Raw genomic sequence first — 25539 nt, forward strand, 5'->3', positions numbered from 1 at the left:
CCCCATGGTCGAACAAACTGAACTCAATCGCCTGTTCTGGCACAGCCGCCGCGGCATGCTGGAGCTGGACGTACTGCTGGTACCTTTCACCCAGGAGGTCTACCCGACCCTGAACGAGACGGACCGCGAGCTGTACGTGCGTCTGCTGAGCTGCGAGGATCAGGACATGTTCGGCTGGTTCATGGAGCGCACCGAGTCGGAAGATCCGGAGCTGCAGCGCATGGTTCGGATCATCCTGGACCGTGTCCAGCCCAAGTGACCGCTTCGAGTGTCGCTGGCGGGGCTCGAAAACCCTGCTGGCGCTCTATCTCGCCTGCCTGGCGCTGGCCATGGTTGCCCTGGGCCTGCTGGCGATTCCCCTGTTTTTCATCGTTCCTGGCCTGGCGCTATGCCTGGGTCACGCCTGCTGGGTCATTCCGCGGCATATTCTCCTGACTCATCCCCACGCGATCACCGGCCTGCGCCGCGATGCCAGCGGCTGGCAGTTGTGGAGCGAGGCCCGTGGCTGGCACGCCGTGCGGATGCGCCCCGACAGCGTGGCGCTGCCGGGGTTGGTCATCCTGAGGTTTCGTCGTGCCGGGCAGTGGTTTGCACGCAGCCAGTGCATCGGCCATGACGCGCTGGAGCCGGTGCAGCACCGGCGCCTGCGGCTGCGCTTGAAGTTCAGTCGGAAAAGGTGGGCGGCTGCAGGATAGTGTCCTGCACCTCGGGCAATAGCTCCGGATAGTCCAGGGTGTAGTGCAGCCCGCGGGACTCCTTGCGCTGCATGGCCGAAAGGATCATCAGTTCGGCGACCTGGGCCAGGTTGCGCAACTCGATCAGGTCGCGGCTGACCTTGTAGTTGCTGTAGAACTCGTCGATTTCGTCCAGCAGCAGGCGTACCCGGTGCTGGGCGCGCTGCAGGCGTTTGCTGGTGCGCACGATGCCCACGTAGTCCCACATGAAGCGCCGCAGTTCGTCCCAGTTGTGCGCGATGATCACGTCCTCGTCCGAGTCGGTCACCTGGCTGGCGTCCCAGCAGGGCAGGGACCTTGGTGTTTCAACTTGGTCCAGTTGGGCGACGATGTCGGCGGCGGCCGAGCGGCCGTAGACGAAACATTCCAGCAGCGAGTTGCTGGCCATGCGGTTGGCGCCGTGCAGGCCGGTGAAGCTGGTTTCGCCGATGGCGTAGAGGCCGGGCACGTCGGTGCGGCCGTCCTGGTCGATCATCACTCCACCACAGGTGTAGTGGGCAGCGGGAACAACCGGGATCGGCTGGCGGGTGATGTCGATGCCGAACGTCAGGCAGCGTTCGTACACGGTGGGAAAATGGCTTTTGATGAAGTCTGCCGGCTTGTGGCTGATATCCAGGTACACGCAATCGGCGCCGATGCGCTTCATCTCATGGTCGATGGCGCGTGCCACGATGTCCCGCGGGGCCAGCTCGGCACGCGGATCGAAGCGTTCCATGAAGCGCTCGCCATTGGGCAGCCTGAGCAGGCCGCCTTCGCCGCGCAGGGCCTCGGTAATGAGGAAGCTCTTGGCCTGCGGATGGTACAGGCAGGTCGGGTGGAACTGGTTGAATTCCAGGTTGGCCACCCGGCACCCGGCGCGCCAGGCCATGGCGATGCCGTCGCCGCAGGCGCCGTCCGGGTTGCTGGTATAGAGATAGACCTTGGCCGCGCCACCGGTCGCCAATACGGTGAAACGTGCGCCGTAGGTGTCCACTTCACCGCTGCCGCGGTTAAGCACATAGGCGCCGAGGCAGCGCTCGCCGTCCAGGCCAAGGCGGCGTTCGGTGATCAGGTCCACGGCTACCCGCTGTTCGAGCAGTTCGATATTCGGACGCTGGCGGGCCTGTTCGAGCAGGGTCGTGAAGATCGCCGCGCCGGTGGCGTCGGCGGCATGGATGATGCGCCGATGGCTATGGCCGCCCTCGCGGGTCAGGTGGAACTCGAAACCACCGTCATCTACGCTGGCATGCTCATCGCGGGTAAAGGGCACGCCCTGGTCGATCAGCCACTCGATGGCCTCGCGGCTGTGCTCGACGGTGAAGCGCACGGCATCTTCATGGCACAGGCCGGCGCCGGCGTTGAGGGTGTCCTCGACGTGGGATTGCACGGTGTCGGTGTCATCGAGCACCGCGGCCACGCCGCCTTGGGCCCAGAAGGTCGAGCCGTTGGCCAGGTCGCCCTTGCTCAGGACGGCGATGCGCAGGTGCGCCGGCAGGTTCAGCGCGAGGCTCAGGCCCGCGGCACCGCTGCCGATCACGAGGACGTCATGTTGGAATTGTTGGCTCATGTCTTGGGATTTCCGCGCGGAGCGACCACGTAGGACACTGGAATAAGGGCAGTGGTATCGGCACAATGGTCAAGCGTTTATGGCATTGTGAAACTATCGTGAATCTCGGTGGGCTGCCTTTATAGCAGCCTCGACGCCCGGATTTCCATGTCATGACGCCGTTCTGCCTGTCGCATGTGGGAACTTTCTCGGAATCGCGAATATCCATAGAGGGTTGCCCATGAGTCAGCAGCCGTGATGACGGGAGGCAACAGCCGGTTTCAGCCGTTGCTCATGTATAGAAGACTGATTTATCGACGCAGCCGGCCACGACCGCGCTGCGTTTTCGTGCGAGCCAACCAAGGGCCGCAGGAAACTTGTCTGGAGGGGGAGAACTTTTGCACAAAGCCCGAGTCTATGGTTGCAAGCCTGAGCGATGGCCGAAGCGACACTCCTCCAGGTTCACCGAGGAGTGTTCATGCTAACCCAGGAAGAGGATCAGCAGCTGGTCGAGCGCGTACAGCGCGGCGACAGGCGAGCTTTCGATCTGTTGGTGCTGAAGTATCAGCACAAGATTCTCGGGTTGATCGTGCGATTCGTGCACGACACCCATGAGGCCCAGGATGTGGCGCAGGAAGCGTTCATCAAGGCCTACCGTGCTCTTGGCAATTTCCGGGGTGACAGTGCTTTCTACACCTGGCTTTACCGGATTGCGATCAACACGGCGAAAAACTATCTGGTGTCCCGCGGTCGGCGGCCACCGGACAGCGATGTCAGTTCAGAGGATGCAGAGTTTTACGACGGCGATCATGGCCTCAAGGACCTCGAATCCCCCGAACGCTCGCTGTTGCGCGATGAGATCGAAGGCACCGTCCATCGGACCATCCAGCAACTGCCGGAAGATTTGCGTACTGCGTTAACTTTACGTGAATTCGATGGTCTGAGTTACGAGGACATTGCCAGCGTCATGCAATGTCCGGTGGGTACCGTGCGCTCTCGAATTTTCCGCGCTCGGGAGGCCATAGACAAAGCCCTGCAGCCGTTGTTGCAGGAAACCTGAGACAGCGGCGACAGCCAAGAGAGGAACCGCCATGAGTCGTGAAGCTTTGCAGGAATCGCTGTCCGCGGTGATGGATAACGAAGCGGACGAACTGGAGTTGCGTCGGGTACTGAGTGCCTCGGACGACCCCGAAACCCGTGCCACCTGGTCGCGTTACCAGGTAGCCCGTGCAGCGATGCACAAGGAACTGCTGATGCCGAAACTGGACATCGCTTCGGCAGTCTCCGCAGCCCTGGCTGACGAAGCCGTTCCGGCCAAGGTCGCTCGCGGCCCATGGCGCAGCGTTGGCCGCCTGGCCGTCGCTGCCTCGGTTACCCTGGCCGTGCTGGCCGGTGTTCGCCTGTACAACCAGGATGACATCGCCGGTGCGCAACTGGCGGCCCAGCAGCCTGCCCAGCAAGGCCTGGCCGCTCCGCAAGTGCAAGGGCCGGCGGTCCTGGCGGGCTACAGCGAAAGTTCCGAGCAGGCTCCAGGCCCGATGGCCAACGGCGTTCTGCAGGGTCAAAGCGGCTGGCAAGACCAGCGTCTGCCTGGCTACCTGCGCCAGCACGCCCAGGAAGCTGCCGTGAAGGGTACTGAAAGCGCGTTGCCTTACGCCCGTGCGGCCAGCCTGGAAAACCGCTGAGAGCTGAAACACCCGTAAGGAGGATCATGCGCGCGCTACCTCTCATACCGCTCCTGTTCAGCGGCTGTCTGACCCTGCCGGCCCATGCTGCCAACTCGTCGACCGAAGCCGCTGACTGGCTGAACCGACTGGCCCGGGCCGATCAGGAGCAGAGCTACCAGGGCACTTTCGTTTACGAACGCAACGGCAGTTTTTCCACCCACGACATCTGGCATCGCGTCCAGAACGGCAAGGTCAGCGAGCGGCTGCTGCAGCTCGACGGCCCGGCCCAGGAAGTGGTGCGCGTGGACGGCCAGACCCAGTGCGTGAGCGGAGGCCTGGTGGCAGGCGTGGGCAACGCGACACAGTCCGTGGCGCGAGTGCTCGATCCCCTGAAACTGATGAACTGGTACGACCTGAGCGTTGCGGGGCAATCCCGGGTAGCCGGGCGCGACGTGGTGATCGTTACCCTGCGTCCGCGTGACCAGCACCGCTATGCCTTCGAGCTGCACCTGGACAAGCAGACCGCGCTGCCGCTCAAATCCTTGTTGATCAATGACAAGGAGCAGTTGCTCGAACGTTTCCAGTTCACCCGCCTGGATACCCGCGACATCCCCGACGATGCCGAGCTCAAGCCCAGCGCCAATTGCCGTGCGGTAGCCCAGGCTGCCGACAAGCCCCACGAGGCAGTGGCCGGCTGGCGCTCGGAGTGGTTGCCGCCCGGCTTCGAACTGGTCAACAGCAGCGTGCGCAAGGATGCCGACGGCAAGCACAGCGTCAGCAGTCTAATGTATGACGATGGCCTGGCCCGCTTCTCGGTATTCCTCGAGGCGCTGGACGGTGGTGGCGGCTTCGATACGCGCACCCAGCTGGGCCCGACCGTTGCGGTCTCGCGACAGCTCACCACGCCCAAGGGCGAGGTGATGGTGACGGTGGTCGGGGAGATCCCCATCGGTACCGCCGAGCACGTGGCCTTGTCGATGCGCCCGCAGGACGCCCAGGCAAGTCAGTAACGATGTTGGAGTTGCATCCATAACATGGACGAGAAAGGATGAAAGGCATGTCCCAGAGCCGCTGACATGATTGGTAAGCCTTCAAGTTTGCAAATCCATCCAGATTTTTCTATAGGTCAGGCCCTTGCGGGTCTGGCCTTTCCTGCTGTTGCAGCCTCAAGAAATGCCGATGTTCCAGGCCTGGTCGTAGCCCTCGGGTTGCAACCGGGCCTTTTTCATGGGCAGGACCCTACTGCTTAACCACGCTCGTTGTGACGGGAGCCGTATGTCGATACCACGCTTGAAATCCTACCTATCGCTATTTGCCGCCGTGCTGATGCTCGGCCAGATGGCCACTGCGCAAGCCGAAGCCCTGCCGGACTTCACCACCCTGGTCGAGCAGGCCTCGCCGGCGGTGGTGAACATCAGTACCAAGCAGAAGCTGCCGGACCGCAAGTACGCCACCGGACAGATGCCGGACCTGGAAGGCCTGCCGCCGATGTTCCGCGAGTTCTTCGAGCGCAGCATCCCGCAGCAGCCGCGCCAGCCCCGTGGCGACCGCCAGCGTGAAGCGCAATCGCTGGGCTCGGGCTTCATCATTTCCGATGATGGCTACGTGCTGACCAACAACCACGTGATCGCCGACGCCGACGAAATCATCGTTCGCCTGTCCGACCGCAGCGAACTGCAGGCCAAGCTGGTCGGCACCGACCCGCGTACCGACGTGGCGCTGCTGAAGGTCGACGGCAAGAACCTGCCAACGGTGAAACTGGGCGACTCGTCGAAGCTGAAGGTCGGCGAATGGGTACTGGCCATCGGCTCGCCATTCGGTTTCGACCACTCGGTGACCAAGGGTATCGTCAGTGCCAAGGGCCGCACCTTGCCGAACGATACCTATGTGCCGTTCATCCAGACCGACGTGGCGATCAACCCGGGCAACTCCGGTGGCCCGCTGTTCAACATGAATGGCGAAGTGGTCGGTATCAACTCGCAGATCTTCACCCGCTCCGGTGGCTTCATGGGTCTGTCGTTCGCCATTCCGATCGACGTGGCACTGGACGTCTCCAACCAGTTGAAGAAGGATGGCAAGGTCAGCCGCGGCTGGCTCGGCGTGGTGATCCAGGAAGTCAACAAGGACCTGGCCGAATCCTTCGGCCTGGACAAGCCGGCCGGCGCGCTGGTGGCCCAGGTCCTGGAAGACGGCCCGGCGGCCAAGGGCGGCCTGCAGGTGGGTGACGTGATCCTCAGCCTCAACGGCCAGCCGATCGTAATGTCCGCCGACCTGCCGCATCTCGTGGGCGGTCTGAAGGATGGTGCCAAGGCCCGTCTGGATATCATCCGCAATGGCAAGCGCCAGAACCTCGATGTGACCATCGGCGCCCTGCCTGACGAAGACGCGGAAGTCACCACCACCCCGGGCGGCGCCGTCGAGCGCAGCAGCAACCGCCTGGGTGTGAGCGTGTCGGACCTGACCGCCGAGCAGAAGAAAACCCTCGAACTGCAAGGCGGTGTGGTCATCAAGGATGTCCAGGACGGCCCCGCAGCCATGATCGGCCTGCGCCCGGGCGATGTGATCAGCCACCTGAACAACCAGGCGATCACCTCGGCCAAGCAGTTCACGGAGATCGCCAAGGAACTGCCGAAGAACCGTTCGGTGTCCATGCGCGTCCTGCGCCAGGGGCGTGCCAGCTTCATTACCTTCAAGCTGGCTGAATAACAGCCACAAGCGGTAAGGCATAAGCTGCAAGAGAGAGGCGCCTCTTTCTTGCAGCTTTTTGCTTTCTGATAATACAGCGCGGACCCTGTGGGAGCGGGTTCACCCGCGATTGCGTCGGTGAATCCACCACCGTAATCGCGGGTGAACCCGCTCCCACAGGGTCCGCGGCGCCCGGCGAACGGAATCTCCCACAACCCATCGGCATCAGGTACAATTCCCGGCTATTTTTCGGCGGGCGTCCGGCCCGCGGCCTTTTTGAGTGTTGATCCGTGAGTGATTTGAGTCATATCCGCAATTTCTCCATCATCGCCCACATTGACCACGGCAAGTCGACCCTGGCTGACCGGTTCATCCAGATGTGCGGCGGCCTGAGCGACCGTGAGATGGAGGCGCAGGTTCTCGATTCCATGGACCTCGAGCGCGAACGCGGAATCACCATCAAGGCCCACAGCGTCACCCTGCACTACAAGGCAGGCGACGGCAAAACCTACCAGCTGAATTTCATCGATACCCCCGGCCACGTCGACTTCACCTATGAAGTCAGCCGTTCGCTGGCTGCCTGCGAGGGCGCCTTGCTGGTGGTCGATGCCGGGCAGGGCGTCGAGGCGCAGTCCGTCGCCAACTGCTATACCGCCATCGAGCAGGGCCTGGAAGTCATGCCGGTGCTGAACAAGATGGACCTGCCCCAGGCCGATCCGGACCGGGTCAAGGAAGAAATCGAGAAGATCATCGGCATCGACGCCACCGACGCCGTGGCCTGTTCGGCCAAGAGCGGCATGGGCGTCAACGACGTGCTCGAGCGCCTGGTACAGACCATTCCGGCGCCGGAAGGCGAGATCGACGCGCCATTGCAGGCGCTGATCATCGACTCCTGGTTCGACAACTACCTGGGTGTCGTGTCCCTGGTCCGCGTGCGTCACGGCCGCGTGAAGAAGGGCGACAAGATCCTGGTCAAGTCCACCGGCAAGGTGCACCTGGTCGACAGCGTCGGCGTCTTCACCCCGAAACACACGGTTACCGCCGACCTCAAGGCCGGTGAAGTGGGCTTCATCATCGCCAGCATCAAGGAAATCCTCGGTGCGCCGGTGGGCGACACCCTGACCCTGTCCTCGACGCCCGAAGTCGAAGTGCTGCCAGGTTTCAAACAGATCCAGCCGCAGGTATATGCCGGCCTGTTCCCGGTGAGTTCCGACGATTTCGAAGATTTTCGCGATGCGTTGCAGAAACTGACCCTGAACGACTCGTCGCTGCAGTACACCCCTGAAAGCTCCGACGCCCTGGGCTTCGGCTTCCGTTGCGGCTTCCTCGGCATGCTGCACATGGAGATCATCCAGGAGCGCCTGGAGCGCGAATACGACCTGGACCTGATCACCACCGCGCCGAGCGTGATCTTCGAGGTCAAGCTCAAGACCGGCGAAACCATCTATGTCGACAACCCGTCGAAACTGCCGGACATCTCCTCGGTCGAAGACTTCCGCGAGCCGATCGTCGCAGCGACCATCCTCGTGCCCCAGGAGCACCTGGGCAACGTCATTACCCTGTGCATCGAGAAGCGTGGCGTCCAGCGCGACATGCAGTTCCTCGGCTCGCAGGTGCAGGTGCGCTACGACCTGCCGATGAACGAGGTGGTACTGGACTTCTTCGACCGTCTCAAGTCCACCAGTCGCGGCTATGCTTCGCTGGATTACCATTTCGACCGTTATCAGTCGGCCAACCTGGTCAAGCTCGATGTACTGATCAACGGCGACAAGGTCGATGCCCTGGCATTGATCGTGCACCGCGACAACGCGCACTACAAAGGTCGCGCGTTGACCGAGAAGATGAAGGAACTGATCCCGCGGCAGATGTTCGACGTAGCGATCCAGGCAGCCATCGGCGGCCAGATCGTTGCCCGGACCACGGTCAAGGCGCTCAGAAAGAACGTACTGGCCAAATGTTACGGTGGCGACGTGAGCCGTAAGCGCAAGCTGCTGGAGAAACAGAAGGCTGGTAAGAAACGCATGAAACAGGTGGGCAACGTGGAGATTCCACAAGAAGCCTTCCTCGCCGTGCTCCGGTTGGATAGCTAGGTCCTATGTCACTAAATTTCCCGCTGTTGCTGGTCATCGCAGTCTTTGTCTGTGGGCTGTTGGCGCTGATCGATCTGCTGTTCCTGGCCCCGCGTCGGCGGGCCGCCATCGCCACCTACCAGGGCAGCGTCAGCCAGCCCGAAGTGTCGGTGCTCGAGCAGTTGAACAAGGAGCCGTTGCTGGTCGAGTACGGCAAGTCGTTCTTCCCGGTGCTGTTCATCGTGCTGGTGCTGCGCTCGTTCCTGGTCGAGCCGTTCCAGATCCCTTCGGGATCGATGAAGCCGACCCTGGAAGTGGGCGATTTCATCCTGGTCAACAAGTTCTCCTATGGCATCCGCCTGCCGGTGATCGACAAGAAAGTCATCGAGGTCGGTGACCCGCAGCGTGGCGATGTGATGGTGTTCCGCTACCCGAGCGACCCGAACGTCAACTACATCAAGCGTGTGGTCGGCCTGCCGGGCGACGTGGTGCGCTATACCAGCGACAAGCGCCTGTACGTCAACGGCCAGCAGGTTGCCGAGCAACTGGTCGGTGCCGAGCCGGGTACCCTGGGCAGCGCCGAGCTGTACAAGGAAAAGCTCGGCGAGGCCGAGCACCTGATCCGCAAGGAAATGAGTCGCTACCGCATGCCGCCGGACCAGCAGTGGACGGTACCTGCCGGCCACTACTTCATGATGGGCGACAACCGCGACAACTCCAACGACAGCCGCTACTGGGACGACCCGTCGATTCCCAAGGAGCTGCTGGGAATGGTTCCGGACCAGAACATCGTCGGCAAGGCCTTTGCCGTCTGGATGAGCTGGCCAGAGCCGAAACTCAGCCACTTCCCGAGCCTGTCCCGGGTCGGGCTGATCAAGTAGCACCTTCACGGCGCTGTCCCAGGACGGCGCCGAATGCTTTTCTGGCATAGGCTGTAACGAGGGACCGGACGCGGTTCCCAGCCATCCGGGCGAGCAGCAATGAATCCAAAACGTTTTTCAGGATCCGCATTTGAACAAGGCTTTGATCTCGACGGCCGCTGGCCGGACTGAACCGAGCGGCATCGGCGCCCCGTCGTCGCCGCTGAACCGCCACGAACTTCGCGTGGGGTCACTGTGAGCCCTTCCCTGAGTCGCCTGGAGCGCAAGCTCGGCTACAGCTTCAAGAACCAGGAGCTGATGCTGCTGGCCCTGACCCACCGCAGCTACGCCGGCCGCAACAACGAGCGCCTGGAGTTCCTCGGTGACGCCATCCTCAACTTCGTTGCCGGCGAAGCCCTCTTCGAACGCTTCCCCCAGGCCCGCGAAGGCCAGTTGTCGCGCCTGCGCGCCCGCCTGGTCAAGGGCGAGACCCTGGCCCTGCTGGCCCGCGGTTTCGAGCTGGGTGATTACCTGCGCCTGGGCTCGGGCGAGCTGAAAAGCGGTGGTTTCCGTCGCGAGTCGATCCTTGCCGATGCCCTCGAAGCCCTGATTGGCGCGATCTACCTCGACGCCGACATGCAGACCGCCCGCGAGCGCGTGCTGTCGTGGCTGGCCGGTGAATTCGAAAGCCTGACCCTGGTGGACACCAACAAGGACCCGAAAACCCGCCTGCAGGAATTCCTGCAGTCCCGGGCCTGCGAACTGCCCCGCTATGAAGTGGTGGATATCCAGGGCGAGCCGCATTGCCGGACCTTCTTCGTCGAGTGCGAAGTGACCCTGTTGACCGAAAAAAGCCGGGGGCAGGGTGTCAGCCGGCGTATCGCCGAGCAGGTCGCTGCCGCTTCGGCATTGATCGCCCTGGGCGTGGAGAATGGCAATGACTGAACAGAACACCACCCGTTGCGGCTACGTCGCCATCGTCGGCCGTCCCAACGTGGGCAAGTCGACGCTACTCAATCACATCCTCGGGCAGAAGCTGGCGATCACCTCGCGCAAGCCGCAGACCACCCGACACAACATGCTGGGGATCAAGACCGAGGGTGATGTCCAGGCGATCTACGTCGATACCCCCGGCATGCACAAGAGCAATGAAAAAGCGCTCAACCGCTACATGAACAAGACGGCCTCGGCGGCGTTGAAGGACGTCGACGTGGTGATCTTCGTCGTCGACCGCACCCGCTGGACCGACGAGGACCAGCTTGTTCTCGAACGCGTGCAGTACGTGCAGGGCCCGGTGATCCTGGCGATCAACAAGACCGACCGCATCGAAGAGAAAGCCGACCTGATCCCGCACCTGCAATGGCTGCAGGAGCAACTGCCGAATGCCGAGATCGTGCCGATCTCCGCCCAGCAGGGGCACAACCTGGAGGCCCTGGAGGCGTTGATCGCCAAGCACTTGCCGGAGAACGAGCACTTCTTCCCGGAAGACCAGATCACCGACCGCAGCAGCCGTTTCCTTGCCGCCGAGCTGGTGCGCGAGAAGATCATGCGCCAGCTCGGTGCCGAGCTGCCGTACCAGATCACCGTGGAAATCGAGGAATTCAAGCAGCAGGGGCATGTCCTGCACATCCACGCGCTGATCCTGGTCGAGCGTGACGGGCAGAAGAAAATCATCATTGGCGACAAGGGCGAGCGCATCAAGCGCATCGGCTCCGAGGCGCGCAAGGATATGGAAGTGCTGTTCGACGCCAAGGTCATGCTCAACCTCTGGGTCAAGGTCAAGGGTGGCTGGTCCGACGACGAGCGCGCCCTGCGCTCCCTGGGCTACGGCGACCTGTAATCCGCCTGGCCCGATACCGTCCGGTGTCGGGCCGACTCTCCTGCGAACGCCATCATGGAACAGCCAGAGGCCCTGCCGGCCTACGTTCTGCATAGCCGTGCCTACCGCGAAACCAGTGCCCTGGTGGATTTCCTTACGCCGCAGGGGCGTTTCCGTGCGGTCATGCGCCGCGCCCGGGGCAAGGGCGGCAGCCTGGCACGGCCGTTCGTGCCGCTGGAGCTTGAACTGCGCGGGCGCGGCGAACTGAAGAATGTCGGTCGTCTCGACAGCGTCGGCGTCGCTGCCTGGCTGCACGGTGATGCGCTGTTCAGCGGGCTATATCTGAATGAGCTGCTGATTCGCCTGCTGCCGGCCGAGGATCCCCATCCAGCGCTATTCGTCCACTACGCCGCGACCTTGCAGGCACTGGCCGAGGGGCGCGCGCTGGAGCCCTTGCTGCGCAGTTTCGAATGGCGCCTGCTGGACGAACTCGGCTATGCCTTCGCCCTGGACCAGGACATCAACGGTGATGCCCTCGAGCCCGACGGCTGGTACCGCCTGCAGACCGATGCCGGGCTGGAGCGGGTCTGGCTGCTCCAGCCCGGCCTGTTCAGCGGCCGTGACCTGGCGGCCATGGCGCAGGCCGACTGGGAAGCCCCCGGTGTCCTGGCCGCGGCCAAGCGCCTGATGCGCCAGGCGCTGGCGGTCCACCTGGGCGGTCGTCCGCTGGTCAGCCGCGAACTGTTTCGCAAGCGCTGAGCACGACGTATGCTGTCGGGCTCAATCTTCAGGAGAGTTTCTTCGTGACCCACAGCAACCGCATCCTCCTCGGTGTCAACATCGACCATGTGGCGACCCTGCGCCAGGCCCGTGGTACCCGCTACCCGGACCCGGTCAAGGCTGCGCTGGACGCCGAGGAGGCCGGTGCCGACGGGATTACCGTGCACTTGCGCGAGGATCGCCGGCACATCCAGGACCGTGACGTACTGGTGCTCAAGGATGTGCTGCAGACCCGGATGAACTTCGAGATGGGTGTCACCGAGGAAATGATGGCCTTCGCCGAGCGCATTCGTCCGGCGCATATCTGCCTGGTACCCGAGACCCGCCAGGAACTGACCACCGAGGGCGGGCTGGATGTCGCCGGCCAGGAAGCGCGGATCAAGGCGGCGGTGGAGCGCCTGTCGAAGCTGGGCTCTGAAGTGTCCCTGTTCATCGATGCCGACGAGCGGCAGATCGAGGCTTCCCGTCGCGTCGGAGCCCCTGCCATCGAGCTGCATACCGGGCGTTATGCCGATGCCCATACTCCGGCGCAAGAGGCTGACGAACTGAAGCGTATTGCCGATGGCGTGGCCTTTGGCCTGGGCCAGGGCCTGATCGTCAATGCCGGGCATGGCCTGCATTACCACAATGTCGAGGCGGTGGCGGCGATCAAGGGTATCAACGAGCTGAACATCGGCCATGCGCTGGTGGCCCATGCCCTCTTTGTTGGCTTCAAGGGCGCCGTGGCGGAAATGAAGGCTTTGATCCTGGCCGCCAGCCGCGGTTGATCTTTCGGGCCTCATCGCGGGTGAACCCGCTCCCACAGGTTACGTGTACTCTGTGGGAGCGGGTTCACCCGCGATGAGGCCCTGACATTCAGTCGGGAAACACCAGGCTGAACCGTGTCGGCCCATCCACCGCACTCGCCACCTCGACCCGTCCCCCATGCACCTGCATGATCGACCTGACGATCGCCAGCCCCAGCCCGGTCCCTCCGTCCAGCCGCGAACGACCGCAGCCTGCCCGGTAAAACCGCTCGAACAGATGCGGTACGTGCTCCGCCGCAATGCCCGGTCCGTGATTCTCGACCCAGCAGCTCAGCCCGGCTTCCTGCGGCTCTATCCCGATCCGCACCGCTTGTCCCTCGGCGCCATGCCGGATGGCATTGCTCAGCAGGTTCGACAACGCCCGCTGGATCATCAGCCGATCCCCACGCACCGTACCCCAGCCGCGTACTTTCAGTTCTATCCCTTTGCTTTCCGCACTCAGCTCGAACAACTCCACCACCCGCCGGACTTCCTCCCCCAGCGCCACGGGGTTCAACGGCACCCTGGTGGAGGGCTGCTCCACCTGGGCGAGAAACAGCATGTCGGTGATGATCCGGGTCAGCCGGGTCAGTTCCTCGATGCTGTCTTCCAGCGCCAGCTTGTAGTCCTCTGGCGGGCGCTCGCGGCTAAGCGTCACCTGGGCCTTGCCCAGCAGGTTGCTGATCGGCGTACGCAGTTCATGGGCGAGATCGTCGGAGAATTGCGCAAGTTGACCCACGCCGTTCTCCAGCCGGTCGAGCATGACGTTGATGCTCTGCGCCAGGGTCTGCAATTCCAGCGGCAGACTGTCTTGCGGGAGGCGATGGTTCAGCTCCTGGGCCGAGACCTGTTCGGCGACTCGCCGGAAACGCCGCAGCGGCGCGAGCCCGCCCTGCACCAGGCGCCAGGCGCAGACCCCGATCAGCAACAGCAGCAAGGGCAAGGCGAGCAGGGTGGAGCGCAGGTAGGCATGGAGCAGGCCGAGGTCTTCGCTGCGATTGACCGTCAACAGTACCTGCACCGCCGTGCCGTCGCGCAAACGCATATCGCGTCCGGCGGTAAGCAGCGGGTTGTCCGCACTGTCGACCCATTCCCTGAAACCCAGGCGCGGGCCGGCCACGAAGGGTTCGGCGGGCGCTTCAAGGGCCGGGCCAAGGCTCAGGCGCGCCGGATGCCGGGCGCTCTGCTCGACCACGCTGAGGCTGAGATTGTCGTGCCCCATGACCACGTCAAGCAGCGGATGAGCGCCGGCACCCAGATCGGTGATCTTGAGATCGGCGTTCAGGCTGTGCTCGATCTGCTCCATCTTGCGTTGCAGATGGTCGCGGGCGCGTTGGTCCAGTTCACGGTCCAGGGCGAAGACCGCCAGGGCCGCCAGCAGCAGGACCAGCGCCGCGCCCATCAGGATCACGCTCAGGCCCAGGCGCAACGACAGGCGCGCCGGCTTCATTCGCGAGCTTCCAGCACGTAGCCGACACCACGCAGGGTGTGGATCAGCTTGCCTTCGAACGGATCGTCGATCTTCGCCCTCAGGCGGCGGATCGAAACCTCTACCACGTTGGTGTCGCAGTCGAAATTCATGTCCCAGACCAGCGAGATGATCTGGGTCCGCGACAGCACCTCGCCGCTCTGGCGCATCAGCAGATGCAGGAGGGAAAACTCCTTGGCGGTCAGGTCGATGCGCTGGCCGCCGCGCCAGGCACGATGACGGCCGGGATCGAGTTCCAGGTCGGCGACTTTCAGGGTGGCCGGTTGCAATGGCTGTTCGCTGCGGCGCAGCAGGCTGCGTACCCGGGCCAGCAGCTCGGGGAATTCGAAGGGCTTGAGCAGATAGTCGTCGGCGCCCAGGTCGAGGCCCTTTACCCGGTCGGCCAGGCGGCCGTGGGCCGTGAGCATCATGATCCGCGTCGCCGACTGCGCGCGCAGGCGTTGCAGCACGGTCCAGCCGTCCAGCTCCGGCAGGTTGACGTCAAGGATCACCAGGTCGTATGGCTGTTGCCGGGCCAGGTGCAGGCCGTCGGTGCCGGTCCGCGCGCAGTCCACCACGTAGCCGTTTTCGCTCAGGCCTTGTTGCAGGTAATCGGCAGTGCGGACTTCGTCCTCGATGATCAATAGGCGCATGGCAGGCTCTGGCATGGGAAAGGCGGCGAGTCTCGGGCCTGAAGTAGCTTCAGGGTCAAGCGAGGGGAGAGGTATGGTATGACAGGGTGTTGCAGAGGTGGGGAAGGTTACGGATTTGTAATCTTGCAGCCATTTGCGGGTTAGGTGTTCTCTCGGGCCTCATCGCCGGCAACGCCGGCTCCCACAGGGTTTTGTGTGCACCACATGACCTGTGGGAGCCGGCGTTGCCGGCGATTGGCCCTCAAGAGCAACCTATTTGCGAGTTACGAGCACCGCCCGCCGAGGCGCTGGCAGCCCTTCGATGGTCCGGCCGTGATCCTGCGGATCAAGGAAGTCACTCAGCGATTGATACTTCATCCACTCGGTACTGCGCTGCTCTTGCACGCTGGTGGTGCTCACATCCACACAGCGCACATCGCTGAAGCCGGCCCGTCGCAACCAGCGTTCCAGCGCCGGCACCGACGGCAGGAACCAGACGTTGCGCATCTGCGCGTAACGGTCCTCGGGCACCAGCACCTGGTGCTCGTCACCTTCGATCACCAGGGTTTCCAGGACCAGCTCGCCGCCCTTGACCAGGCAATCCTTCAGCGCCAGCAGATGCTCGATCGGCGAGCGCCGGTGATAGAACACGCCCATCGAAAACACCGTGTCGAAGCCTTCCAGCGCCGCGGGCAGGTCTTCCAGGGCGAAGGGCAGGTGCCAGGCCGGCAGGTCCGGCAGGTAGCGCTGCACCGCCTGGAACTGGCAGAAGAACAGCCAGTTGGGGTCGACGCCGATCACGCTGTCGGCACCGGCGCCGAGCATGCGCCACTGGTAGTAGCCGTTGCCGCAGCCGACATCCAGCACCCGCTTGCCACGCAGGTCCAGGTGCGGGGCGACCCGCGCCCACTTCCAGTCCGAACGCCATTCGGTATCCACATGCACGCCGAACAGGTCGAACGGTCCCTTGCGCCATGGCGAAAGGCCCATCAAGGCGGCGCGAGCCTGCTCGCGGGTGGCCTCGCCGCAGGCGAAGTCCAGGCGCAGGCCGTTGACCAGATCGACCTCGCTCGGCATCAGCGTTGGCAGCCGGTCCAGCGCGCTTTGCCAGCGTTCCAGGTCGCCATGGCCTTTTTCCAGCTTGGCATCGAGTTGCGCTTGCAGGCCTTGCGACCAGTGCGCCAGGGGCGTACCCGCCAGGCGGCGGACCAGGGGAGAAAGATCGATCATGGCAGGGCAATCAGGGAGGCGAAGTTCAGGCACTGGAACCACGGCACGACCTTGGAGAAACCGGCGGCCTCAAGGCGCGCGCGGTGTTCTTCGAGGCTGTCGGGTTTCATCACGTTTTCGATGGCACTGCGTTTCTGGGCGATTTCCAGTTCGCTGTAGCCGTTGGCGCGCTTGAAGGCGATATGCAGGTCGGTGAGCAAGGCATGTTCGCCGGCGTCTTCGAAGCGCAGTTTTTCCGAAAGGATCAGGGCGCCACCCGGCACCAGGGCCTGGCGGATCTTGCCGAGCAAGGCCAGGCGCGCTGCAGGCTCGATGAACTGCAGGGTGAAGTTCATCGCCACCACCGAGGCCGGTTGCAGTTCCAGCGCGGTGATATCGGCTTCGAGCACCTGCACGGGGAGCAGTTCCTGGTACATGGCGTCCTGGGCCTTCAGGTACTCGGCGCAGCGTTCGACCATGGCTGCGGAATTGTCCACCGCCAGCACCCGACAGCCGTCGCTGCGTACATGCCGGCGCAGGGCCTGGGTCACCGCGCCGAGGGAACTGCCGAGGTCGTAGAGCAGGGTATCCGGCCGGGCGAACTGCGCGGCGAGCACGCCGATGTTCTCGACGATGGTCGGGTAGCCGGGCACCGAGCGCTTGATCATGTCAGGGAACACCCGCACCACATCTTCGTTGAAGGTGAAGTCGGGCACCTGATCCAGCGCGGCGGCGAATAGACGGTCGGGTTCTTGGCTCACGGTCTGTACACGGGATGGTCGAAAACGGGGCGACATTCTAGCCAAGTGGGGAAGCCGTGCCTATGCGTTGCCGGACGGATGCCCGGCTTCGTCGCGGTTTGCCGGAGCTTTCCCGCCTTGTGTGGCGAAGTCCGGCGATTCCGCGCCGGTCTTGCGGCGCCTAGGGTGATCTCCTGCCTTGCGGCCAAAGGGCAGCTATTTTTGCCAAGGACAAGACCATGAACACCAAAGAAAATGATTCGTTGCAGGCGCTGGATACCCAGCAGCGTGCCGAATTCGTGCCCCAGCAGTATTTCGACGTCATTTCCAGGCGCGCCGACAACAACCGCATGCAGCCGGCGCTGATCTTCACGGACGACAACCTGAGAAGCATCAAGCGCTACGTTCACTACGTACTGCGCCTGCCCAAGAGCATCGAAGAGATCAACGGTGCCCACGACCTGTCGCTGCTCGGTATCGATGCCGCCCAGGTTCACCGGCTCTTTACCAACCTGCGTATCCATGTCGGGGCCTGGGATGTACTGGAGCGGGAAACCAAGAGCCTCGGCACCCGCCTTGAGATATTCGCCCAGTCCTTCATCACCGATGGCGGCGCGTTGATCACGACGCTCCAGCAGACCGAGGCTTTTCGCACGCTCAGGGCCCGCCTGCGTGACGTGGTCGACGAAGTCTCGCTTGCCCGTACGGGCTTCAGCCCGCTCGGGGAAGAAGATCGCAAGCAGGTAGCCAGCATTCGCAGCCACTTGGAGTTCATCGCCAAGGACATCAGCGATGTACGCGGGAGCATCACGGCGATCAAGACGCGTGCCCAGTGGTTCGCCGATGTGGTAGTCCATCAGCTGCGTCCGGAAACCGATGCACTGAACCGCCAGATCAAGGATATAAGCCCGGAAAAACTCATCGATGACCTGCGCCAGCAGATCGCCCCGCTCGACAAGCAAATCGAGGACATGGATGTCTCCTACCAGAAACTGGTTGGGCTGGCCTTCACCGGGCTGCTGTTCGGGCCCATTGGCGTAGCGATAACCGGCGGCATCTACGGTGCCCAGGCCGAGGCCGTGCGCGCGGCCAACAACCTCCTGCGCCGCAAGCGCGAGGCACTGGTGCAGCAGATCCAGGCGATAAGCCCCATGGTCGCGGTGTTCGAAACCACCACCCTGCAGATCGCCGACCTGAAGTTCCGCCTGACCGAAGTGCAGACCGCCGCGAAGAACCTCGAGGATGTCTGGAGCATGCTGGGCGTCTATGTCGAGCAGTCCGGCGAGGAGTTGGCGCTCATCGACAACGATATCGAGCTGGCGACCTTCATGCTGCGCTTCGAACGGGTCCTGCGTCCTTGGCACAGCATCCGTGAAATCTCTTCGCAACTGTCGAAGATCTTCAATGAAACCGTGGACGAAATCACTCAGGAAGGAACCTTCAAATGAACCAGCCCAACCCGCAGGCGTTGCCGGACATCAGCCGGATGAACGATCTGAAGGAAGATTTCCTCAAGCAGTTTTACAGCACCACCGGCGCCCTGCTGCCGGCGTTGCGCGAGCAGTTGGCCAGCCTGTCCGAGCGCCTGCTGGACACTGATCGCCTGCTTTCCGAGCGCGTGCTCAGCGCCCTGGTGCTGGTGGGCAATCACAAATGGGCCGACCTGGCATTCGTTCTTGCCCAGAGCCCTGGCCAGGGGCAGGTGCTGGAGCAGGACGCCCTGCGCGACAGGCAGCGTCTGGAAGCCAAGGGCCAGGAAATCGTCGATGCCCTGGCGCGCCTGGGCAAGGCGCGGCTTCCTGCGGTGCAGGAGCGCGCCGATTCGCTGGCCGGGCAACGGGATGCCTTGAGCGCGAACATCGCCAACCAGGAAGCGCGCATCGAGGGCTTCGATGCCCAGATCGATGCCATGAGCGAAGTGATCGACGCGTTCGAGGTGCCTGATCTGCAGAGGGTCTTCAAGGGCATGATCCCGAGCGAAGCGGAAATTGCCCTGCTACAGAAAATGCTGCTCAAGGGTGTCGACCCGGACAGCCTGATGGCGGCTGCACGGATCTTCGTGGACAAGGTCGCCGGGCTGCTGGAAGGGCGCAAGCTGAGCGAGGTGATCAAGTTGCGCACGAGGAAGGTCATCGAACGCGGTGTATTGCTCGATGAAGTCTGTGACTGGAAGGCACGGCGTGCAGCACTGGAGCGCGAGTTGGCGGAGTTGCCCGGCATAGCCGCCCTCGGCGGGGTACGGGACCAGTGGCTGGAACACGCAGCGACGCTGGCTCGCGGCTGGACAGAACGGGTCGAGGCGGTGGGCGCGCAGACCGGGCTGGAGGCCATGGCTGACGCCTTGTGCGCGATGGAGGCCTGGTTGCTGGCCGTGCGGCGTCGCTACGAGGAGCTCTAGCGCACCCTGACGACACAGTCCAGGCGTTGTGCAGGCCTTTCTTGCGGAGCCCAGGGTTGCTGGTAGACCAGGAGCAGACGGCCCTGCCCGGCGGCCTTGGCCCGGAAGCGCCAGGTGGACTGGCCATCGCTGCCGACCATGCCGTCGTTGTCGTTGCTGCGATAGACCTCGGGGCCCAGGGCGCCGAGGACGCTGCCAGCGGCATCCTGAACCTGCCAACGGTAACCGGTGCTGGGATTGCTCGGCAGGGTAAGGGTCAGCGCCTGGCCGATATCCAGGTCGATCGGGCATTGGCTCTGCTTTTCCACCACCACAGGCTCGGTGCGGGTAGTGTCGTGGGAGCAGGCGGCGAGAAGAGCGAGGCCCGACAGCAGGGCGGTACGGCGGATCGTCATGCAGCACTCCGGAACGCGGGTGGGCTTTGGGTATCGGTCTCGGAGCTTAAACCGGATGGGTTGTCGGGTTCTACCTGTTGATTTTGAGGGCCTTATCGCTGGCAAGCCAGCTTCCACAGGTCCAGCGGAGCACGCGGACCCTGTGGGAGCTGGCTTGTCGGACCGCCGCACCGCAGCGATGAGGCCTCAAAAACTCAGTTGAACAGAACCTTGGCCACATCCCCGAAGCGCTTGGCGAAATGCACCGTCAGCCCTTGTTTCAGGTACTCCGGCAACTCCAGGAAATCACCCCGGTTCGCCTCCGGCAGGATCAACTCGAAGATCTTCTGCCGGCGCGCCGCGATCACCTTCTCGCGTACCCCACCAATCGGCAGGACCGCTCCCGTCAGGGTCATCTCCCCCGTCATCGCCACGCCTTTCTTCGGCGCCTGGTCACGCGCCAGCGACAGCAGGGCGCTGGCCATGGTGATGCCAGCACTTGGGCCATCCTTCGGCGTTGCGCCTTCCGGCACGTGCAGGTGAACGAAGGCTTCGTTGAAGAAGGTCGGATCGCCGCCAAACTGTTTCAGGTGCGAACTGACATAGCTGTAGGCAATTTCCGCCGATTCCTTCATCACGTCACCCAGTTGCCCGGTCAGCTTGAAGCCTCGGTTGAGCGTATGGATGCGTGTCGCTTCGATCGGCAGGGTGGCGCCGCCCATGCTGGTCCAGGCCAGCCCGGTGATCACGCCCTTGCCGGCCAGTACCTGCTCGCTGCGGAACACCGGCATGCCCAGCGCCGCCTCGAGGTCCTTCGGACCGATCTTGATCACCGCGTCCGGCTCATCGAGCAGCCGTACCACCGCCTTGCGTACCAGCTTGCCCAGTTGCTTCTCCAGTTGACGCACACCCGCCTCGCGGGCATAGCCTTCGATGACCGCACGCAGCGCGGCATCGCTGATGCTCAGGCTGGCCTTGGCGACCCCGGCCTTCTGCAACTGCTTGGGCCAGAGATGGCGCTTGGCGATCGCCAGTTTTTCCTCGGTGATGTAGCCGGACAGGCGGATCACTTCCATGCGGTCGAGCAGCGGGCCGGGGATGGAATCCAGGGTGTTGGCAGTGCACACGAACAGCACCTTGGACAGGTCCAGGCGCAGGTCCAGGTAGTGATCGAGGAAGTCGACGTTCTGCTCCGGATCGAGGGTTTCCAGCAGTGCCGAGGCCGGATCGCCCTGGTAGCTCTGGCCCATCTTGTCGATCTCGTCGAGCATGATCACCGGGTTCATCACCTCGACATCCTTGAGCGCCTGCACCAGCTTGCCCGGCTGGGCGCCGATATAGGTGCGGCGATGCCCCTTGATCTCGGCCTCGTCGCGCATGCCACCAACGCTGAAGCGATAGAACGGCCGGCCCAGGGATTCGGCGATGGACTTGCCGATGCTGGTCTTGCCCACGCCTGGCGGGCCTACCAGCAGCACGATGGAACCGCTGATCTCGCCCTTGTAGGCGCCGACCGCGAGGAATTCGAGGATACGGTCCTTGACGTCCTCCAGCCCGGAATGATGCTGGTCGAGGACCTTGCGCGCATGCTTGAGGCTCAGCTTGTCTTCGCCATACACGCCCCAGGGCAGGGCGGTTGCCCATTCCAGGTAGTTGCGGGTCACCGCGTACTCCGGCGAACCGGTCTCGAGGATCGCCAGCTTGCCCATCTCTTCATCGATACGCTTCTGCGCAGCGGCGGGCAGGGTCTTGCCGTCGAGGCGTTGCTTGAACTGTTCGAGGTCGGCGCTGCGGTCGTCCTTGGTCAGGCCCAGCTCCTGCTGGATGACCTTGAGCTGTTCCTTGAGGAAGAACTCGCGCTGGTGCTCGCCGATCTGCCGGTTCACCTCGGCGGAGATCTCGTTCTGCAGTCGCGCGACCTCGACTTCCTTGCGCAGCATCGGCAGGACTTTCTCCATGCGCTTGAGGATCGGCACGCAGTCCAGCACTTCCTGAAGCTGCTGGCCGGTGGCCGAGGTCAGGGCGGCGGCGAAGTCGCTCAGCGGCGACGGGTCGTTGGGGCTGAAGCGATTGAGGTAGTTCTTCAGTTCTTCGCTGTACAGCGGGTTGAGCGGCAGCAGCTCCTTGATCGCATTGATCAGGGCCATGCCGTAGGCCTTCACCTCGTCGGTGGGCTCGGGGCTCTGGTGCGGGTATTCGACTTCCACCAGGTAGGGCGGGCGATGATGCTTGAGCCAGGTGCGGATACGCACCCGGGTCAGGCCCTGGGCGACGAACTGCAGCTTGCCGTTCTCGCGGCTGGCGTGGTGCACCTTGACCAGGGTGCCGTACAGCGGCAGGGCCGAGGTGTCGAAATGACGATGGTCCTGCAGCGGCTCGTCCATGAAGAACAGGGCCAGGCTGTGGTGCGGGGTCTTGGCTACCAGGTCGAGGGTTTCCGCCCAGGGCTCTTCGTTGACGATCACCGGCAGCACCTGCGCGGGGAAGAACGGGCGGTTGTGGATCGGGATCACGTAGACCTTGTCCGGCAGCTGCTGGCCGGGCAGGGCAAGGGTCCGGCCGGTGGGGTCGGTGGTATCGAGATGTTCGACTTCGGCGTATTCGTCGGGATGTTCCGGGAGATCCTGCTGGTCGCTCATGGGGCACCTGCGTGAATGACTATGGTGCTTAGATGGGGCGGTCCGAGGGTGGTTTCAATACCGGACGGCTTTTGTCGGGAAGGCCCGGTGAAAATGCAGCTTAGTGCATGTAGGGGAAACTGATTGCGAAGTGCTACTGTTGCTGCCTGTCGCCTGATCGGGTCAAAGGAGTCGCCAATGGACGTTGCACTGAAGCGCATCAACCGGGAACTGCAGGACATCAGCAAGGATCCGCCGGCCAATTGTTCGGCCGGGCCGGTGGGCGATGATTTCTATCACTGGCAGGCCACGGTGATGGGGCCGAGGGATACGCCCTATGAGGGCGGAGTGTTCTTCCTGGATGTGCAGTTTCCCCGGGAGTATCCGGCAAAGCCGCTGAAGCTGGTGTTCAAGACGCGGATCTGGCATCCGAATATCGATGAGGACGGCGAGATCGGGCTGGAGATTCTCGACGAAAACTGGAGCCCGGCGCTGACGTTGTCCAAGGTGCTGAACAGCGTGACGGCGCTGCTGGTGGATCCGGAACCGCGTGGGGCGTTGAACCTGGAAGCGGCGGCGGAATATCAGCAGGTGCGGGCGCAGTTCGACAGGACGGCGCGGGAGTGGACCCGGACGTTTGCCATGTAGATTTGCAGTGGGTTTGAGGGCCCTATCGCGGGTGAACCCGCTCCCACAAGGTACGCATACCCTGTGGGAGCGGGTTCACCCGCGATGAGGCCAGTAGCAGCGACGCTTAGTTAGGCAGTTTGTAAGCGATGATGTAGTCGCCCATCCTGGTCCCCAGCGACCCATGCCCGCCTGCCGTCACCAGCACATACTGCTTGCCGTCCTTGCCGGTATAGGTCATCGGCGTCGCCTGCCCACCCGCCGGCAGGCGCGATTTCCACAGTTCCTTGCCGGTATTGACGTCATAGGCGCGCAGGTACTGGTCCAGGGTGCCGCTGAGGAAGCCCAGGCCACTGGCGGTGACGATCGAGCCACCCATGCTCGGCACACCGATCGGCAGGCCGATCGGAATCGGCGAGCTGTCGCGGCTGGTGCCGTTCTTGTGCTTCCACACCACCTTGTTGCTCAGCAGGTCGATCCCCGCCACATAGCCCCAGGCCGGTGCCTGGCATGGCACGCCCAGTGGCGACATGAACGGGTGCATGGTTACCGCATAAGGCGCGCCGGTGTTGGGCTGCACGCCACTGGTCTCGCTTTCGCGCTTGCTGCCCTCGGCCACCTCGGCACGCGGCACCATTTTCGAGACGAAGGCCATGTAGTTCGGGCTAGTGAACAGCAGTTGACGCACCGGGTCCACCGACACGCTGCCCCAGTTGAACACCCCGACGTTACCCGGATACACCAGCGAACCCTGCACCGACGGCGGGGTGTACTGGCCTTCGTAGCGCAGCTCGCGGAACTGGATGCGGCAGAGCATCTGGTCGAACGGGCTGGCGCCCCACATGGCCTGTTCGGTCAGGTCCGGGCCGAGCAGGTTGAGGTCGGAGCGGGCCTGGGTCGGCGCAGTGTGGTCGCCCGGTACCGCGCCCTGCGGCACCGGGATCTCGCGGATCGGCACGATGGCCGTGCCGTCGCGACGGTCGAGGACGTACAGGCTGCCCTGCTTGGTCGGGGCGATCAGCGCTGGCTTGACGCCATCGGCAGTCTTCAGGTCGAGCAGGGTCGGTTGGCTGCCGACGTCCATGTCCCACAGGTCATGGTGAGTGAACTGGTAGTTCCAGCGCACCTTGCCGGTCGCCAGGTCGAGGGCAACGATGCCGGCGCTGAATTTCTCGGCGCCCGGCGTGCGGTCCGCGCCCCATTGGTCCGGGGTCTGGTTGCCAAGTGGCAGGTAGACCATGCCGAGGTTTTCATCGACGCTGGCCAGCGACCACATGTTCGCCGAGTTGCGGCTGTAGGTCTTGCCCGGGGCCAGCGGCTTGGTGTCGTCCGGGTTGTTGCTGTCCCAGTTCCACACCAGACGGCCGTCGTGCACGTCATAGGCGCGGATCACGCCGGACGGTTCGTTGGTCGATTCGTTATCGGTGACGTGGCCGCCGATGATCACCAGGCTGCGGGTGATGGCTGCCGGCGAGGTGGAATAGTAGCCACCGGCGGTGAACGGGCCGATGCCCTGGGTCAGGTCGATGGTGCCGTTGTTGGCGAAGCCTTCGCAGACCTTGCCGTTATCGGCGTTGAGCACGATCAGCCGGGCGTCGGCGGTCGGCAGGTAGAGACGCCGCGGGCAGGCGCGGGCCACGGCCTGGCCGGCTTCGCTGATCTTCGGTGCCGGGCTGCCGTCGGCGTTGACGTAGTTGTTCTCGTCGTAATAGGACACGCCGCGGCAGGTCATGTGGGCAAAGCCCTTGAAGCTGCCGGACGGGCTCTTGATCTGTGGGTCGAAGCGCCAGATTTCCGCGCCGGTGTCCGGGTCCAGGGCCAGCACCTTGCTGTGCGCCGTGCAGGCGTAGAGCATGCCGTTGACCTTGAGCGGAGTGTTCTGGTTGGTCAGCTCGACCGGGTCGTCCGCACTGGGCAGATCGCCGGTGCGGATGCGCCAGGCTTCTTCCAGTTGATAGATGTTGCTCGGGGTGATCTGCCGCAGCGGCGAGTAGCGATCGCCATATTCGGTGCGGCCATAGGCCTGCCAATCGCCGTCGGGCATGTCCGGTGCGGTACTGAACAGGGTGGTGGTGTCACGCCCCAGCTCGCCCTTGATTTCGCCCGGATGGGTGAACTGGCTGGCAATCGCGGTGGCGCCGGAAGCGACCACGGCTATGCCCAGCACCGCCAGGTTGACCCGCGCCGGCTGGCCGGCCAGGCCCCGCAGTGGCCGCCGCGCCCAGGGCAGCAGCAAGACCACGCCAAGGGCGAACCACAGGGACAGGCGCGGCACCAGTTGCCACCAGTCCAGGCCCACTTCCCACAGGGCCCAGGCGGTGCTGCCGAGCAGTACCAGCCCGTAGAGGCCAAGGGCGTGCTTGCGCAAGGCCAGCAGCATGATCCCGGACACGGCGAAGCCGATGCCGGCGATCAGGTAATACAGCGAGCCGCCCAGTTGCATCAGCTTGATGCCGCCGGCCACCAGGGCCATGCCCATCAGCAATAGCAGCACACCGAGCAGTCTCGGTAGCCAGCGGGTTCCGTCTGCGCTCATTGGAAGGTTCTCC

23 protein-coding genes are annotated in these 25539 nt (G+C 63.6%); 15 read left to right on the top strand and 8 right to left on the bottom strand.

What is annotated here, in order from left to right:
• Positions 1-4: 4 nt before the first annotated feature.
• Both ACPFMA_RS06030 and ACPFMA_RS06035 read left to right on the top strand, forming a co-directional pair.
• A complete protein-coding gene (locus tag ACPFMA_RS06030) occupies positions 5-259 on the top strand; it encodes a succinate dehydrogenase assembly factor 2 (protein WP_003252043.1) in 255 nt (84 codons plus the stop codon).
• A complete protein-coding gene (locus ACPFMA_RS06035; protein ID WP_425929842.1) occupies positions 243-695 on the top strand; it encodes a protein YgfX in 453 nt (150 codons plus the stop codon). The genes ACPFMA_RS06030 and ACPFMA_RS06035 overlap by 17 nt, the downstream gene beginning before the upstream one ends.
• Here ACPFMA_RS06035 and nadB read toward each other — a convergent pair.
• Positions 664-2280 (bottom strand): L-aspartate oxidase, encoded by a 1617-nt coding sequence (gene nadB, locus ACPFMA_RS06040; RefSeq protein ID WP_009399867.1) that lies wholly within the window; start codon positions 2278-2280, stop codon positions 664-666. The genes ACPFMA_RS06035 and nadB overlap by 32 nt on opposite strands.
• Positions 2281-2737: 457 nt before the next feature.
• Between nadB and rpoE the strand changes: the two genes are divergently transcribed.
• The 10 genes from rpoE to pdxJ all read left to right on the top strand — a co-directional run bounded on the left by rpoE (position 2738) and on the right by pdxJ (position 12906).
• Complete coding sequence (rpoE, locus tag ACPFMA_RS06045) at positions 2738-3319, top strand: RNA polymerase sigma factor RpoE (protein WP_003252049.1); 582 nt, start codon at positions 2738-2740, stop codon at positions 3317-3319.
• 31 nt (positions 3320-3350) lie between these two features.
• The gene (locus ACPFMA_RS06050) at positions 3351-3944 is read left to right on the top strand and encodes a sigma-E factor negative regulatory protein (RefSeq protein WP_064303394.1); all 594 of its coding nucleotides are present in this window, start codon (positions 3351-3353) and stop codon (positions 3942-3944) included.
• Between the two features lie 26 nt (positions 3945-3970).
• Complete coding sequence (locus tag ACPFMA_RS06055; protein WP_064303393.1) at positions 3971-4936, top strand: MucB/RseB C-terminal domain-containing protein; 966 nt, start codon at positions 3971-3973, stop codon at positions 4934-4936.
• Between the two features lie 316 nt (positions 4937-5252).
• The gene (locus ACPFMA_RS06060; RefSeq protein WP_420059134.1) at positions 5253-6632 is read left to right on the top strand and encodes a DegQ family serine endoprotease; all 1380 of its coding nucleotides are present in this window, start codon (positions 5253-5255) and stop codon (positions 6630-6632) included.
• A gap of 269 nt (positions 6633-6901) precedes the next feature.
• Positions 6902-8701: a translation elongation factor 4 gene (gene lepA, locus ACPFMA_RS06065; RefSeq protein ID WP_037060434.1), complete on the top strand. Its 1800-nt coding sequence runs from the start codon at positions 6902-6904 to the stop codon at positions 8699-8701.
• A gap of 5 nt (positions 8702-8706) precedes the next feature.
• The gene (gene lepB / locus ACPFMA_RS06070; RefSeq protein WP_009399851.1) at positions 8707-9561 is read left to right on the top strand and encodes a signal peptidase I; all 855 of its coding nucleotides are present in this window, start codon (positions 8707-8709) and stop codon (positions 9559-9561) included.
• A 234-nt stretch (positions 9562-9795) separates the two neighbouring features.
• A complete protein-coding gene (rnc, locus tag ACPFMA_RS06075; RefSeq protein WP_009399849.1) occupies positions 9796-10485 on the top strand; it encodes a ribonuclease III in 690 nt (229 codons plus the stop codon).
• A complete protein-coding gene (era, locus tag ACPFMA_RS06080; protein ID WP_009399847.1) occupies positions 10478-11380 on the top strand; it encodes a GTPase Era in 903 nt (300 codons plus the stop codon). The genes rnc and era overlap by 8 nt, the downstream gene beginning before the upstream one ends.
• Before the next feature lie 54 nt (positions 11381-11434).
• Entirely contained in the window at positions 11435-12118 is a 684-nt protein-coding gene (gene recO / locus ACPFMA_RS06085; RefSeq protein ID WP_425929843.1) for a DNA repair protein RecO, read from the top strand.
• Positions 12119-12162: 44 nt separating this feature from the next.
• Entirely contained in the window at positions 12163-12906 is a 744-nt protein-coding gene (pdxJ, locus tag ACPFMA_RS06090; protein ID WP_009399844.1) for a pyridoxine 5'-phosphate synthase, read from the top strand.
• Positions 12907-12994: 88 nt separating this feature from the next.
• On the opposite strand, the gene ACPFMA_RS06095 is transcribed toward pdxJ, so the two are convergent.
• The 4 genes from ACPFMA_RS06095 to cmoA form a co-directional block, all read right to left on the bottom strand.
• Positions 12995-14374: a heavy metal sensor histidine kinase gene (locus ACPFMA_RS06095; RefSeq protein ID WP_420059126.1), complete on the bottom strand. Its 1380-nt coding sequence runs from the start codon at positions 14372-14374 to the stop codon at positions 12995-12997.
• The gene (locus tag ACPFMA_RS06100) at positions 14371-15045 is read right to left on the bottom strand and encodes a heavy metal response regulator transcription factor (RefSeq protein ID WP_420059127.1); all 675 of its coding nucleotides are present in this window, start codon (positions 15043-15045) and stop codon (positions 14371-14373) included. The genes ACPFMA_RS06095 and ACPFMA_RS06100 overlap by 4 nt, the downstream gene beginning before the upstream one ends.
• A gap of 252 nt (positions 15046-15297) precedes the next feature.
• A complete protein-coding gene (gene cmoB / locus ACPFMA_RS06105) occupies positions 15298-16254 on the bottom strand; it encodes a tRNA 5-methoxyuridine(34)/uridine 5-oxyacetic acid(34) synthase CmoB (protein WP_425929844.1) in 957 nt (318 codons plus the stop codon).
• The gene (cmoA, locus tag ACPFMA_RS06110) at positions 16251-17030 is read right to left on the bottom strand and encodes a carboxy-S-adenosyl-L-methionine synthase CmoA (RefSeq protein ID WP_205884625.1); all 780 of its coding nucleotides are present in this window, start codon (positions 17028-17030) and stop codon (positions 16251-16253) included. Before cmoA ends, cmoB begins: the two co-directional genes overlap by 4 nt.
• Positions 17031-17212: 182 nt before the next feature.
• Here cmoA and ACPFMA_RS06115 point away from each other — a divergent pair, with 182 nt between their 5' ends.
• Together ACPFMA_RS06115 and ACPFMA_RS06120 are read left to right on the top strand one after the other, a co-directional pair.
• Entirely contained in the window at positions 17213-18421 is a 1209-nt protein-coding gene (locus tag ACPFMA_RS06115) for an alpha-xenorhabdolysin family binary toxin subunit A (RefSeq protein WP_420059130.1), read from the top strand.
• Positions 18418-19371, top strand: coding sequence for an alpha-xenorhabdolysin family binary toxin subunit B (locus ACPFMA_RS06120; RefSeq protein WP_425929845.1), 954 nt, complete (start codon positions 18418-18420; stop codon positions 19369-19371). The genes ACPFMA_RS06115 and ACPFMA_RS06120 overlap by 4 nt, the downstream gene beginning before the upstream one ends.
• On the opposite strand, the gene ACPFMA_RS06125 is transcribed toward ACPFMA_RS06120, so the two are convergent.
• Both ACPFMA_RS06125 and lon read right to left on the bottom strand, forming a co-directional pair.
• On the bottom strand, positions 19368-19766 hold the full coding sequence (locus ACPFMA_RS06125; RefSeq protein ID WP_425929846.1) for a protease inhibitor I42 family protein: 399 nt from the start codon (positions 19764-19766) through the stop codon (positions 19368-19370). The two genes, ACPFMA_RS06120 and ACPFMA_RS06125, sit on opposite strands and share 4 nt — an antisense overlap.
• Positions 19767-19960: 194 nt before the next feature.
• Complete coding sequence (lon, locus tag ACPFMA_RS06130; protein ID WP_064305054.1) at positions 19961-22384, bottom strand: endopeptidase La; 2424 nt, start codon at positions 22382-22384, stop codon at positions 19961-19963.
• 177 nt (positions 22385-22561) lie between these two features.
• Between lon and ACPFMA_RS06135 the strand changes: the two genes are divergently transcribed.
• On the top strand, positions 22562-23011 hold the full coding sequence (locus ACPFMA_RS06135; protein ID WP_425929847.1) for a ubiquitin-conjugating enzyme E2: 450 nt from the start codon (positions 22562-22564) through the stop codon (positions 23009-23011).
• 106 nt (positions 23012-23117) lie between these two features.
• Here the strand turns inward: ACPFMA_RS06135 and ACPFMA_RS06140 are convergent, their stop codons facing one another.
• The gene (locus tag ACPFMA_RS06140) at positions 23118-25526 is read right to left on the bottom strand and encodes a glucose/quinate/shikimate family membrane-bound PQQ-dependent dehydrogenase (protein ID WP_420059471.1); all 2409 of its coding nucleotides are present in this window, start codon (positions 25524-25526) and stop codon (positions 23118-23120) included.
• Positions 25527-25539 lie beyond the last annotated feature (13 nt).

The organism is Pseudomonas sp. NyZ201 (assembly GCF_049860765.1).
Classification (GTDB): domain Bacteria; phylum Pseudomonadota; class Gammaproteobacteria; order Pseudomonadales; family Pseudomonadaceae; genus Aquipseudomonas; species Aquipseudomonas bharatica.